Origin of the sequence: Psychrobacter sp. TB20-MNA-CIBAN-0197 (assembly GCF_040309765.1) — a bacterium.
Lineage (GTDB): Bacteria > Pseudomonadota > Gammaproteobacteria > Pseudomonadales > Moraxellaceae > Psychrobacter > Psychrobacter submarinus.
The window spans coordinates 1-13,211 of the sequence record NZ_JBEOPC010000008.1 but is presented as its reverse complement, the minus strand read 5'-3'; the positions used below and the strand labels follow the sequence as shown (position 1 = coordinate 13,211).

The 13,211-nt window shown below is 45.5% G+C and carries 12 protein-coding genes; 2 read left to right on the top strand and 10 right to left on the bottom strand.

Annotated features, from left to right (window positions below; all coding sequences use genetic code 11):
* Positions 1-42: 42 nt before the first annotated feature.
* The gene (locus AAEY83_RS03800) at positions 43-1,026 is read right to left on the bottom strand and encodes a glutamate/aspartate ABC transporter substrate-binding protein (protein WP_037074312.1); all 984 of its coding nucleotides are present in this window, start codon (positions 1,024-1,026) and stop codon (positions 43-45) included.
* Between the two features lie 285 nt (positions 1,027-1,311).
* Between AAEY83_RS03800 and hslO the strand changes: the two genes are divergently transcribed.
* A complete protein-coding gene (gene hslO / locus AAEY83_RS03795; RefSeq protein WP_025646471.1) occupies positions 1,312-2,295 on the top strand; it encodes an Hsp33 family molecular chaperone HslO in 984 nt (327 codons plus the stop codon).
* A 117-nt stretch (positions 2,296-2,412) separates the two neighbouring features.
* On the opposite strand, the gene AAEY83_RS03790 is transcribed toward hslO, so the two are convergent.
* From AAEY83_RS03790 to AAEY83_RS03750, 9 genes are all read right to left on the bottom strand, one after another.
* Positions 2,413-3,897, bottom strand: a complete 1,485-nt coding sequence (locus AAEY83_RS03790) for a PGAP1-like alpha/beta domain-containing protein (protein ID WP_025646470.1) — start codon at positions 3,895-3,897, stop codon at positions 2,413-2,415.
* A 154-nt stretch (positions 3,898-4,051) separates the two neighbouring features.
* Positions 4,052-4,726, bottom strand: coding sequence for a fumarylacetoacetate hydrolase family protein (locus tag AAEY83_RS03785; RefSeq protein ID WP_025646469.1), 675 nt, complete (start codon positions 4,724-4,726; stop codon positions 4,052-4,054).
* A gap of 18 nt (positions 4,727-4,744) precedes the next feature.
* Entirely contained in the window at positions 4,745-5,470 is a 726-nt protein-coding gene (locus tag AAEY83_RS03780; RefSeq protein WP_025646468.1) for an ABC transporter permease, read from the bottom strand.
* Between the two features lie 12 nt (positions 5,471-5,482).
* A complete protein-coding gene (locus tag AAEY83_RS03775; protein WP_025646467.1) occupies positions 5,483-6,217 on the bottom strand; it encodes an ABC transporter permease in 735 nt (244 codons plus the stop codon).
* Positions 6,218-6,590: 373 nt separating this feature from the next.
* Positions 6,591-7,478, bottom strand: a complete 888-nt coding sequence (locus AAEY83_RS03770; RefSeq protein ID WP_025646466.1) for an ABC transporter substrate-binding protein — start codon at positions 7,476-7,478, stop codon at positions 6,591-6,593.
* Between the two features lie 210 nt (positions 7,479-7,688).
* Positions 7,689-8,645: a transporter substrate-binding domain-containing protein gene (locus AAEY83_RS03765; protein WP_037059455.1), complete on the bottom strand. Its 957-nt coding sequence runs from the start codon at positions 8,643-8,645 to the stop codon at positions 7,689-7,691.
* Positions 8,646-8,674: 29 nt separating this feature from the next.
* Entirely contained in the window at positions 8,675-9,475 is an 801-nt protein-coding gene (locus tag AAEY83_RS03760; protein ID WP_025646464.1) for a transporter substrate-binding domain-containing protein, read from the bottom strand.
* A 343-nt stretch (positions 9,476-9,818) separates the two neighbouring features.
* Complete coding sequence (locus AAEY83_RS03755) at positions 9,819-10,616, bottom strand: ABC transporter ATP-binding protein (RefSeq protein ID WP_025646463.1); 798 nt, start codon at positions 10,614-10,616, stop codon at positions 9,819-9,821.
* Between the two features lie 264 nt (positions 10,617-10,880).
* Positions 10,881-11,204 carry a hypothetical protein gene (locus AAEY83_RS03750; protein ID WP_025646462.1) on the bottom strand — a complete coding sequence of 108 codons (324 nt, stop codon included), beginning with the start codon at positions 11,202-11,204 and terminating at the stop codon, positions 10,881-10,883.
* A 490-nt stretch (positions 11,205-11,694) separates the two neighbouring features.
* Between AAEY83_RS03750 and AAEY83_RS03745 the strand changes: the two genes are divergently transcribed.
* Positions 11,695-12,996 carry a glutamate-5-semialdehyde dehydrogenase gene (locus AAEY83_RS03745; protein WP_025646461.1) on the top strand — a complete coding sequence of 434 codons (1,302 nt, stop codon included), beginning with the start codon at positions 11,695-11,697 and terminating at the stop codon, positions 12,994-12,996.
* Positions 12,997-13,211 lie beyond the last annotated feature (215 nt).

The following is a 13,211-nucleotide window of genomic DNA, read 5'->3' as shown; positions in this document are numbered from 1 at the left end:
AATGAAGCTTTTGGGAGTACCAGCTAAGTTGAGGAGTGAGGGTTACTGTGCCGCTGCCATTTTTGGCTGAGCGCCATCATGAGGATCGGCGATGAGTGCTTTTAGGTTATCTGACATCTCAAAGTTTAAGTTGACGTTTTTAGGCGGGATTGGGTTTAAGAACCACTTATCGTAAATACTATTGATCTCACCTGAGGCAAAGACATCCGTCAAGGCTTTATCGACTACGGCTTTGAACTCAGGATCGTCTTTACGCAGCATACAGCCATAAATCTCAAACGACTGCGGCTCGCCTACAATGACCCACTTATCTGGATTTTTAGCTTTGGCTTTTTCGCCGGCTAGTAGTACATCATCCATCATAAAGGCATCAGCACGGCCGTTTTCTAGCATCAAGAATGCCTCGCCATGATCTTTGGCGGAGATGACATTAGTATCCATTTGCTTTTCATCGATGTACTGGCGAATATAGCGCTCTGAGGTCGTACCTGCGGTAGTGACTAACGTCTCACCGTCTAAGTCAGCAAAATCATTGATACCTGAGTCTGTCGCAGTCAACAAACGCGTTCCGATCTCGAAAAAGCCGTTTGAGAAGCCCACTTGTTTTTGGCGCTCTTCGTTGTTAGTCGTTGAGCCACACTCAAAGTCGACGGTGCCGTTTTGTACCAACGGGATACGCGTTTGCGAGGTAATCAAGTTATAACGAACATTCAAGTCCGGCATATTGAGCTCTTGCTTCACCGCATCCACAACTTTCATCTCTAAATCGTGCGCATAGCCCATAGGCTGATTTGGATCATCCGCGATGTATGAGAACGGAATAGAAGAGTCGCGATAGCCGACAACGATAGTGCCTGAGTCTTTAATTTTTTGAAGGGTGCCGTTGGCATTTGTAGAGGTTTCAGTAGTGGCAGCATCGTCAGTTGCAGCGTCATCGGTCGCAGTTTGACTGCTGTTATTACAGCCGGCAAGGCCTAGTGCCATAAACGCTGCTAATGTTAGAGGTTTGCTGAGTGCGTAAGCCATAAGGTACATCCTTTTATCACATATTATTAGTTAAAAAATGCTTGATTAGCTATTACTAATAGGCATCCGTGCAGTTACTTTTAGTTATCTTAATGCAACTTAATGTTACTGTACAACACTTTTATAATTATTGTGCAACTTTTTAGCCTACTGTTGCTATTTTCTACAACAAATTCATCTTCGGGTATGCATAAACTGTGGCCACAAGTGCTCTTCTTATGATTGATAAATTCTGAATAATCCCCATAAAGCTAGCACCTTCTTAACTCAATAAGATAAAAATATATGACACAAGATACTTCAGCTATGCAAACAGATCAGTTGCAGCCCTCAGACAAAGCAAGCGGTAATGATGTGCGTCAGCGCTTCTTTATCGAAGACTCGCCGGTGCGCGGTGATGTGGTGCGTTTATCGCGTAGCTACGCTTCCACTATTGCCCAGAAGCCTTATCCTGAAGCCATCAAACGCTTGCTAGGCGAGATGCTCACAGCAGCAAGCTTGCTGATAGGTACCGTCAAGATAGATGGTCGTTTATCCATCCAATTGCAGTCCTCAGATCAGGATAGCTTACTGAACTGGGCGATGGCTGAGTGCGATCAAAACGGCATTATCCGGGCGCTTGCCAGCTGGAAAGCGGATAACGATGAGCAAGTCGCTGCTTGGGAAGACATGACTCAGGCAAACGAGGCTTTTGCAGAGCTAGGCGCGATTGGTCAAGGCGTCTTATTTATTAATATTCAGCCAGATAACGGCGAGCCGTATCAAGGTATCGTCGAGCGTAGCCATGATAATCTAGCGGACTGCCTAGCCCATTACCAAAAGCAGTCCGCTCAGATTCCCACCTTGATTAACTTGGCATCAGATGGTTTACAAGCCGGCGGCGTATTGGTGCAGATGTTACCGCGTACGGCAGCAGAGAATATCGAAGTAGAGCGTAATCAAGACGCTGGTATCGATGATGACTTATGGACGCGATTGACCATGCTGACTAGCACCGTCAAAAGTAAAGAGCTGACCACACTTGCAGCCAGCGAGATTATCTACCGCTTATATAACGAAGAAAACGTCGTTGCGCCTGATCCTGTCAGCTTAGAGTTTGGCTGTACTTGCTCGCGTGAGAAGTGTGAGATGGCGATAGCACAAATCGGTGAAACCGAAGCGCTCGATATCATTGAAGAGCAAAACGGCACTTTTGAGATGGACTGCGGTTTTTGCGGTGAGGTTTATACCTTTGATAAAGACGATGTGACGGCTATTTTTGCACAATAAATTGGCTGGTTATTAGGTAAACTCAAAACCCTTTAGGCGCAAGTTTAAAGGGTTTTTTAGCTCTTAAATATATAGTTTTTTAAACGTCAGTCGTTCAAAATTGGTATAACCCTATTTTTAGAACGCTTCAGCAATCACGCCTAAGCTGCGAGGATAAGAGTGGATACGGTCGCGAGCAGCATAATCGCTTTTGCCGTTATCAAGTAGCCAAGCCACAACTTGTTCGCGCACTCGTCTGCTATGGATGAGACCCATGTGGTTCACGCCATAAAAGATCGCTTTACGGCCTTCTGGTACAAACAGATTGTGCTCACCATCATCTTCGCCCAATGCTGAAGCTACTGACACTAGACTGTCCCCGAGCAGGTTAGTTACCTTTGAGTCGTAATGGGTTTCTATCAAGGCGCTCGCGACAAAATAGGTCTTAATACCGCTTGGCAGACGAGCAGGATGCCGAAAGTCTTGTGGCACGACACTTCGCCCCTCTAAAGACTGCCAATCGGCGTCACGAATACTACCATGACGCAAATCAATGATACCGGCGCTACGCATATCCCCTAAGTGCGCAAGCGAGCTTGCGAAGGGGACTTTGGAGATAATATCTTGCACCAAAAACCCAATGCGCTCAAGGACAGCGCCGTGATGCGGCGAGCCTAAAGTAATCAAATTACCCACGCGCTTCATCCAATCTAGGCGATCTTGCTTAGCATAAAACAGCGCGCTACGAGCCACTAACCCGCCCATACTATGGCCGACCAAATCGATTTGACTGATATTAGGATTATTATCCACCAAGTCTTGTAACAGTTTGGAGAGTTTGCGGCCATTGCGTGAGATACGTCTACCAGTATTATAATCTAAGTAAAGCACTGTCGAGTCAGGCTGGCTGCGGCTGATGGCTTGCCCTAAGCTGTTGTCCTCGTTTGGATGCCAGCTTAAGTAGCTTAAACATAGGCCATGGCACAAGATAATAATACGGCCCGATAGCTCTTCGCGTTGAGGCACGCCCTCTTGGTTGTATAGGGTCATAGGAATCGCAAGCGAGTTACCATTATTGACTAGATGATCGCCCATCACCCCATTAAACACATTGACGAGTTTTTTTAGGCTAGCAGGAAGCGGCTGAGCGCTGGTTTGTCTTGCTACGTTTTTATATAGACGCAGTCCTGAGGAGAGGTTATTGCCTACCATCAGCATTACATGGCGTACGAGTCCGTAAACGCGCCCTGTGACGCCGCCATGCCAGTTTTTTAGGTGGTTTTCGTTAAAGCGCCCTATCGGACGCAGCATAATCTCGCGATGCATAGACTCAACAATCTCTGTCATCTCCACCACACCCATCGTTGCCAACTGGGCTAAACCCTCAAAAAAATCGCCTAGAGAGACTGAGTCTGTAGTGAGCGTATCTTCAGCGTCATCTGCTAATAACCTAGCCATCTCATCCATATCAAGCTGCGAGAGGTGTTCATATAAATCGCCATGAATAGCCATACTAGACTTTGCGACAGGATGCGCGCCCGGACGATAGACCATATCGGCATCGTCTTTATTGCCACTTCCGTAGCTATCATGAGTAATATCGGGTAAGTCTGGACGATTCATAATATTGATAATTTACAAGAAAGAGAGCATTACATACTATCCTTAATAGCAGATAAAAAGAAGAGATGTATTTGTTTTATGGTTGTAACTAGGAGGGATGTTATAGATAAGCCAATAAATTACTAAGATTTTTAATACTTTATAAGAGTAAAAGTTACTTAACTTGGGTTTGCCATTGCTGTTTGCCTAAGACTAGCGTTAAGTTATCTTCTGCCCGCAAAATACCTACTCCGCTTGGCGTACCGGTCATAATGACATCACCTGCCTGTAAGCTAAAAGCGTGGCTAATGTCGGCGAGTAGCTCATAGATAGGAAACAACATCAAGGCACTATCACCATCTTGCTTGAGCTCGCCATTGATATAAAGCTGATACTGAATGTGCGTTAAGTCGCCGAAATTTTGCGGCTCAAGCCAGTCAGCAAGGACGCAAGCGCCATCGAAGCATTTAGCGCGCTCCCAAGGGTGACCTTTGGCTTTAAGCTGACTTTGTAAGTCTCTTAAGGTCAAATCTAATCCTAAAGTGATGCCGCCTATCGCTTGCTTCGCTTGCTCGGCAGTCGCTGCCGATAAACCACAGGCGAGCTGAATACATAATTCCGCCTCATAATGAGTCTCACCATAGACCTTAGGATCTGGACGGATAATGTCATTGTGAATAGAGACGATAGCAGAGGCTGGTTTTATAAACAGTAGCGGTGTGCTTGGTACTGCATTACCGAGCTCATGCGCGTGAGCGGCGTAGTTACGACCGACGCAAACCACTTTGCCAATAGCAGCTTGTACCTTATTATCAAGTTTCTTATCGGTAACTCTCAGCGCTTGGCTCATCACTCACCTATCACTTAATTATGGAATAGTATTGGTCATCACATCAGGCGGCACGTAGCTGGCATGACGGTTCATTCTTTTCTCAAACCGTCCAAAGCTAAATAATATAATCCACGATAATAATAGATAGACAATACCAGCGGCAAAGAACAGCTCCATCAAGGTATAAGTCCGCGCACTAATCGTACGAGCCACGCCGGTGATATCCATTAGCGCAATGGTTGAGGCCAGCGCGCTGCCTTTGAGCATAAAGATCACTTCATTACTATAAGCAGGAATGACAATGCCAAAAGCGCGCGGCAATGTAATACGAGTGAGCTTTTGCCACGGTGACATGCCCACAGCATCTGCCGCTTCTAGCTCCCCTACCGGAATCGCCTGAATCGCACCGCGAATAATCTCTGCAAGATAAGCACTGGTATTGAGCGTAAAAGCGATAATCGCACACCAGTAAGCTTGACTGAGCACCGGCTCCCACAAGAATGACTCACGTACCGCCTCAAACTGACCTAAACCATAGTAGATCAAGAATATCTGTACCAGCAGCGGCGTACCGCGAAAAAAGAAAATATACAAAAACGGTAATATCTGTACCAGCCAGCTTTTAGACAGACGCAGTAACGCCAAAATCAAACCAAAGAACAGTCCAATGATTCCTGAGATCACAACGAGCTGTACAGTCAGTACCGCCCCGCCTAATAGATCCGGAAAGTACTCAAAAATGACCTGCCAATTCCAATCCATAACGTCTCTCCTCTACCCTAAAGTCGATGGCTGATGAGTGGATTGACGGCTGATTTTTTTGGCATAGCGCGCGGCTGGATTGGCGCGCCATTCTAGCCAAAGCATAAAGCCGGTGATAAGCATAGTAAGACCTAAATAGATGATAGCGGCTGCCATATAAAAGGTAAAAGGTTGCTGGGTGGATTGCGCCGCGCGTGAAGATTGATACATAATATCTTTGAGTCCAACGACCGAGACTAAAGCGGTGTCTTTGAGCAGTACTAAAAACAAGTTGCCAAGGCCTGGCAAGGCAATCTGCCAAACTTGCGGCAAAGTAATCCGATAAAAGGTCTGAAAAGGACGCATCCCTATCGCTTGCGCCGCTTCCTTTTGTCCGGCAGGAATCTCTTGAATAGACATCCGAAAGATCTCAGTGGCATAAGCACCAAAAGCAATAGATAAGGCCATCACCCCGCCCCAAAAAGCGCTGATCTCTACATACTCATTGTAGCCGAACTTTTTGAGGATGCTCATCAGCAAAATAGAGCCACCATAATAGATAAATAGCACTAATAATAGCTCAGGGATACCGCGCATCGTTGCGGTATAAATAGTGGCAAGCTTACGCAGTAGCCAAACGTTCGACAGCTTAGCCGTTGCCCCAAGCAGTCCTAATAGCATACCTATTATCAGGCTAGTTATGGCAAGCTTAATGGTGACGGTCGCGCCGCTTAATAGCAGGGCGCCAAATCCTTGTAAATCAAACACAGTTATTCACTCAGTCTCTATATGTTGGTCGCGTCACTGGCGTTTTTGTCAAGCCACAAATAACGCTCGAAATGTCAGCTTACTGTCCTGACGCCAGCGAAAATAAAGCGATAGTTATGGTCTGTAGCAACGAGAAGCGGTTTTGGAATATATAATAAATGACTATCAGTTGACTCAAAGATTCATGCACTGATTACTCAGATAGAAATACGCGCTGATTTTATCATAACTGAGACGCTCGATGTTAACGCTGATAGCAAATACCCAGTCAAAATAGACAGTTAGTGGCAATAAAAAAGGATACCACGAAGCTGTGATATCCTTTTGAGTGCTTACCAGCCTAACTTTCATAAACTCAAGCGACAGCTTTTGACTACTCTACCTCAGCGGCTACTGGCGTGGCAGTGCTGCTAGAGTCACTATCTGTGGTTACTGAGAAGTATTTGTTATGGATAGCATCATAGCTGCCATCTGCTTTAATATTAGCTAATGACTCATTGATTTGAGCTTGCAGCGGATCCCCTGGGCGTACCGCAATAGCAAAATTATCATCGATATCGATCTCATCACCTTTTAGCGTATATTGGCTGCCTGAGGCGGAGCTCAGCCATTCGATAGCTGGCAGCTTATCAGATATCATCGCCTCAACACGCCCTGAGCCTAAGTCTAAAAAGGCATTACTCAAAGTATCGTACAGCTGCATATTGGCTTTTGGATAAGCCTGCTCTAGCCACTGCGATGAAATCGTCGAGCGCTGAGCAGCGATGCTTTTTGAGTTGATATCATCAGGATTACTCGGGTCAAAATCGCTGCCTTCTTCTGCCAAAAACACTAAGGTATTACTAAAATAGGGATCAGTAAAGCTGACCTGCTCAGCGCGCTCTGGGGTAATCGACATCGCAGCGACAATGGCATCGTATTTGCCCGCTTTGAGACCGGGGATAATCCCATCCCAATCCTGCGCGATAATCTCACAACTGACTTGCATATCATCACATAGAGCATTGGCAATCTCGATATCAAAACCGCCAAGCGAGCCATCAGCGTTGGTATAGTTAAAAGGAGCATAAGCGCCTTCAGTGCCGATACGCAAAACCTCGCCAGTGGCTTCAGTGGCAGCCGTATCGGCAGTTTCTGTACTCGCAGTATTGGCCTCTTGACCATTGCTACAGCCTACCAGCATTCCTAAGGCTACTGCTGCAAACAAAGGGTTTTGTAGCGCCTGTCTTGCGCCAAAAATACTAGAGTAATTTATCGTCATCCTTGATTCCTTTTTATGAGTAAGTCGATTTATGAGTAAGTCGATACAAGCGCTATAAACAATAACGGCGCCCTACGCTATGAGAAGCATAAAGCGCCACTATGTAGGCTCAGCATAAAACTATAGCCATATAAAACAACAGTGCTTGTTACTTTATTTCTTGTTACTTTATTTATTGACGGTTAACTACTGACAGCTAATTACTGATAGTTAGTTACTGACAGTCTCTGTCTGCTCTTCGGCTGCGATAGTTGCATTCGCATCGGCATTATCACCTTCAATCACTATCACTTCTTCAACGCTGTCCGCTGCCGCCGCTTTATTTGCCGCTGCAGTAGAGCTGGTGCCAAAGTAGCTGCCCGTGATCTGATCATAAGTGCCATCAGCTTTTAGCTCAGCCAATGCATTGTTAAATTTACCCACTAGCGGATCGCCTTTACGAAAAGCAATACCCATCGCATCTTCGTCAGTGCTGATCTCTTCGCCTTTGACTTCATAGTCTTTACCGGCTTCAGTTTTTAGCCAGTCGATACCAGTGACTTTGTCAGACATCATAGCGCGTACGCGACCTGAAGTTAGATCTAGATAAGCGTTGTCTTGGGTATCATAAAGCTTGATATCAGACTCTGGATGCTCGTCTTGCAGGTACTGCGAAGATACCGTTGAGCGCTGTGAAGCAACTGGTTGGCCCTCAAGATCAGCAACTGTAATATCGTCGCCTTTTTTACCGATAAGAATAATACCAGTATGAAAGTAAGGGTCGCTAAATTCAACGACTTCTTGACGCTCTGGCGTAATCGACATGCCCGCGATAATCGCATCAAACTTTTGCGCATTTAAGCCGGGAATCAAACCATCCCAGTCTTGAGATATCAGCTCACACTCCGCGTTCATCTGCGCGCATAACGCATCGACCAGCTCAACTTCATAACCGATCAGCTTGCCATCGGCATCAGTATAGCTAAAAGGCTTATAGCTCGACTCAGTCGCGATTTTGATGTTCATTGGCGTCTCAGTCGCTGCGCCGTCGTCTGCAACTTGGCTCTCTTCTGGCGCTGAGCCATTACTACAAGCAGCAAGCATGAGCATAGCGGCGCTGAGCGGTGCTAACCAAAGCGCTTTGGTGGGCAAGATTGACTTGTTTTGAGAATATTTAGATAAGCTCATTATGTTTTCCTCAGTTATCGAGCAGCAGATTATTGGTTGAAGTTTGCTTGTTCTAGACGAGCCAACTCACCGTTACTGCGGATCTCGCTCAAAGCTTTATTAAAATCATCTCTCAAAGGATCCCCTTTACGAACCGCGATAGCGATGTTGTCATCGTTATCAATCTCATCACCCACGATACCAAAACCTTCTGGATTGTCTTTTAACCAAGCTTTGGCTGAAACTTTTTCGGCCAATACCGCATCGCTGCGACCAGATTTCAGATCTAAATAAGCATTGTCATAGTTATCATAAAGCTGTACCGTGTTGCCGTCTTTACCTTCATAGTTATCTTGCAGATAGACGCCAGGCGTGGTTGAGCGCTGACCACCTAAATTTAGGTTACTAATAGCGTTAGGATCAAAACTACCATCGGTCTCAGTCAGCCAAACCATAGTATTAGCGAAGTACGGCTCAGTGAAGTCTACTTTTTCTTGGCGCTCTGGAGTGATAGACATACCTGCGACAACGGCGTCATACTTTTGCGCCAAAAGACCTGGAATAATGCCATCCCAATCTTGCGCGACGATCTCACAATCTGCCTGCATCTGCTCACATAAAGCGTTGGCGACATCGACATCAAATCCTGCAATACTGCCATCAGCATTGGTATAGTTAAAAGGAGGATAAGCGCCTTCAGTTGCGATACGAATGGTTTTACCCGCGACATCGGCAGCAGGTGCCTCAGCATTTGTCTCTACCGTATCATCGCTTGGCTGGCTACAGGCGCTCAATGCTAGCGCTGCGGTGATAGTCATTGATGACCATAATAGACGAGAATTCGACATCATATATTCCTTATTTTAATTTAATATCCCTATCTAATCATTGACCAAACAGTCGTAATAATGATAGATATTAGCAGCTTATAAACCCATCGATAATACCTGACAACAGTATCAAAAACAAACGTTTTAGGTATTGACTGTCATTATTGGGTAATAAACGGTGCTGCTGTTATTGGAAATAAGTAAGAAGACACCGCCGTAAAAACGTATGACGCAATGCCTTTCTTTATAGCACATACGCTATAAAAGGAAGGATATTGATAACACTAGGCCAGTTTTAAAATAGCTCAATTGATGCATACAGACTTATCAGCCGACAGGTCAGCTCATAAGTCCGAAATAGTGATTAGTTCTGGCGATGAGAAGCCATAAAGTCTCTGACGCGCTCTGAGTTTGGGTTGTCAAACACTTGCTCAGGCGTGCCCATCTCCTCGATGACACCTTGATGTAAGAATACCACTTGGCTTGATACATCACGAGCGAAGCGCATCTCATGGGTGACAATCAGCATCGTACGGCCCTCTTCTGCCAAGTCTTGCATGACGGCGAGTACTTCGTTAACTAGCTCAGGATCGAGCGCGGAAGTTGGCTCATCGAACAAAAGCACTCTTGGCTGCATAGCCAAAGCGCGCGCGATAGCGACACGCTGACGTTGACCGCCAGAGAGATTGGCAGGATAAGCGTCTTTTTTATCGGATAAGCCTACTTTTTTTAGGAGCTGTTCGGCTTCACTGATGGCTTGATCTTTTTTGATTTTTAGAACCTGAGTCGGTCCTTCGATGATATTTTGCAGTATCGTTTTATGCGGCCATAGATTGAAGTTTTGGAAAACAAAACCAACACGCGCCCGCAGATTTTCAAGCTGTCTATGATCTGCCGCTTGCATCTCGCCAGATTTACTGGCTTTTAGCATCAGCTCATCATCACCGATACTGATACGCCCCTTAGTTGGTTTTTCTAACAAGTTAATACAACGTAATAACGTCGACTTCCCTGAGCCTGATGAGCCCAAAATCGAGATCACATCGCCATCATAGGCGGTGAGTGATACCCCTTTTAGCACCTCTAAAGAGCCGTAGCTTTTGTGTAGATCTTGTATATCTAGAGCGATAGGGCGAGTCGAGTCTTTGGCAATATCAGGCATGGTTCAACAGTTTTCCAATTATTATGAATAAGGCGATACTTATAGGCTTAAGCAGCTCTTGGCAGCTTACTGAAATAAAAAGCAGCGTATTGTCGCTTATCATACAGCAAAAAGGCAAATACTCTCTATTACTAGCCCTTACGCCATAAATAAAGCCCAAATCACTACTGTAATTTGAGCTATATTTTAACACTTTAGGCCGCTTAGCGCTGTATTATCTGTAACGCTAATAACGCGGCGATATACTTAACCGTTAATAAGCTATTAATAAGTTGAGACATGCTCCTCAGACTCAGAACCATCGAGGACATCAGCGTCGTCCACCGTCGCTACAGCCACGTCATCATCGGCGCTCGCTACTGCGACATCATCACCGACCATAGGATCATCTGAGATATCTGCACTGTTGACGCCTTCAGTCACTTGCGCGACATCATCAACGCCAGTCGCTTCTTGCTCTACTTGCGTTTGTGCATCGAGCGTTGGATCGTCTTCAGTAGTCGCCGCGCCTTTATCAGAGCAAGCGCTAAGCGTTACTGCCAAAGCGGCCACTGCGGCTAACCCTAGTTTATAAGTCGTGTTTTTCATAATATCCTCTCTAATTGGTTTTAAATTGCGAATTGATTTTGACGCACTAATTGCTTTTAAACAGTGTTTTCCACATCACTTTGCTTAACACGTCTAGTCTCTTATCTATCATTATAATCAGATCTATAAATGACTACTTTAGTAGTTGCAGCGCAGTTGTGTTAAAGACTCGTAAGACAAAGATATCCATACTCCAGAAGCAACACAAAAACACTTAAAACAAAATTGTAAATAGGCGCTGTTCACAAATTCAACTTTACTCTAATCCCAATCTACTCTATGTTAAATGGCATAACGGTTAAATAACACAATGCTTTACCTTAAGTGAGAGCTGTCGTTAATACGCTTGTCAAAGCTCCAGGTTTAGCCACTATTAACAATGATATCTTTTACCACCTTTTAGTTAGACTTTGCCTGTTTAGGCTTTTTTGCTCGTCTACAACATTTATTGAAAATAACCCTTCATCCGTAATCAAAAGGAAAATAATTTATGAGTCAAGCGAATACCTCAGATATAAAATCTTATATGCAAACAGTCGGTAAGCAAGCGCGCGCCGCCTCTCGCGCTCTTGCCGCGGCCAATACTGGCGATAAAAACTCAGCACTTATGAGCATTCATGATGAGCTAGTCAACGCCAAAGCCGATATTTTAGCAGCGAACAAAATAGACATGGATAAAGGCCATAGCAATGACTTAGAAGCCGCGCTACTCGATCGCCTAGAGCTAAACGATGCTAGATTCGATGGTATGCTACAAGGTCTCAAAGACGTCGCAGCCTTGCCTGATCCAATCGGTGAAGTCACTGATATGACCTTTCGCCCCTCTGGTATTCATCTGGGCAAAATGCGTGTGCCGCTAGGCGTGGTCGGTATGATCTATGAGTCACGCCCCAACGTGACTTTAGAAGCCGCCTCACTAGCACTAAAGTCGGGCAACGCTATTATCTTGCGCGGCGGCTCCGAAGCTTTTGAGTCCAATCAAGCTATTGCTAAGTGCATCCACAAAGGCTTGAGTGCAGCCGGTCTCTCCGAGCATAGCGTACAAGTACTTGAAACCACTGACCGCGCGGCTGTCGGTGAGCTGATCACCATGACCGATTACGTGGATGTCATCGTACCACGCGGCGGTAAAGGCCTGATCTCTCGCATCAGCGAAGACGCTAAAGTGCCCGTCATCAAGCATTTAGACGGTAACTGTCATACTTATATCGATAGTGATGCCAAACCTGAGACGGCAATCGAGGTCAGCGTCAATGCTAAGACGCATCGCTATGGCACTTGTAATACTATGGAGACGCTCTTGGTCGATAAAGCCGTCGCCGATGAGATGCTACCGCAAATTGCTGAAGCTATCATTAAAGCCGATGACGCAATGCAGCTGCGCCTTGATAAGCAAGCACAAAGCATATTAAAGGACAATGCTAAGCTTGATGGTCATCTATCAGCTGCGACTGAGGAAGATTGGGATACCGAATATCTTGCGCCTATCTTAGCGGTGAAAGTCATCGACGGACTTGACGCGGCGATTGAGCACATCAACACGCACGGCAGCCATCATACTGACGTCATTATCACAGATAACTACAGTAAGTCGCAGCGCTTTATCCGCGAAGTCGACTCCGCAAGCGTAATGATTAACGCCTCAAGCCGCTTTGCTGATGGCTTTGAGTATGGTCTTGGCGCTGAGATTGGCATCTCAACCGATAAGATTCACGCTCGTGGCCCAGTCGGGTTAGAAGGTCTAACCTCACAAAAATGGATCGTCTATGGTCATGGCGAGACTCGCGCTTAATGGTTATTGACTAAGCTTATCTATTTAGGGTTTATCAAAACGTCAGCATCCGTGTTGGCGTTTTTTTCTGTTAAAAACGGCTAAACCCTGTTAAAGGTTATAACCAGTACAGGCTTTAGTTGATAAAATATGACAACAATAATAGGGCGTGTTGAACATTCGACCATGGCACTGACAGAGACTATTTTTTAGGCGATTTGCAGATAAAAATGGTA

What these genes read in the sequence shown, in the direction of transcription:
- AAEY83_RS03800 (WP_037074312.1), bottom strand. Translation starts at nt 1,026, where the DNA reads ATGGCTTACGCACTCAGCAAACCTCTAACATTAGCAGCGTTTATGGCA.
- hslO (WP_025646471.1), top strand. Translation starts at nt 1,312, where the DNA reads ATGACACAAGATACTTCAGCTATGCAAACAGATCAGTTGCAGCCCTCA.
- AAEY83_RS03790 (WP_025646470.1), bottom strand. Translation starts at nt 3,897, where the DNA reads ATGAATCGTCCAGACTTACCCGATATTACTCATGATAGCTACGGAAGT.
- AAEY83_RS03785 (WP_025646469.1), bottom strand. Translation starts at nt 4,726, where the DNA reads ATGAGCCAAGCGCTGAGAGTTACCGATAAGAAACTTGATAATAAGGTA.
- AAEY83_RS03780 (WP_025646468.1), bottom strand. Translation starts at nt 5,470, where the DNA reads ATGGATTGGAATTGGCAGGTCATTTTTGAGTACTTTCCGGATCTATTA.
- AAEY83_RS03770 (WP_025646466.1), bottom strand. Translation starts at nt 7,478, where the DNA reads ATGACGATAAATTACTCTAGTATTTTTGGCGCAAGACAGGCGCTACAA.
- AAEY83_RS03765 (WP_037059455.1), bottom strand. Translation starts at nt 8,645, where the DNA reads ATGAGCTTATCTAAATATTCTCAAAACAAGTCAATCTTGCCCACCAAA.
- AAEY83_RS03760 (WP_025646464.1), bottom strand. Translation starts at nt 9,475, where the DNA reads ATGATGTCGAATTCTCGTCTATTATGGTCATCAATGACTATCACCGCA.
- AAEY83_RS03755 (WP_025646463.1), bottom strand. Translation starts at nt 10,616, where the DNA reads ATGCCTGATATTGCCAAAGACTCGACTCGCCCTATCGCTCTAGATATA.
- AAEY83_RS03750 (WP_025646462.1), bottom strand. Translation starts at nt 11,204, where the DNA reads ATGAAAAACACGACTTATAAACTAGGGTTAGCCGCAGTGGCCGCTTTG.
- AAEY83_RS03745 (WP_025646461.1), top strand. Translation starts at nt 11,695, where the DNA reads ATGAGTCAAGCGAATACCTCAGATATAAAATCTTATATGCAAACAGTC.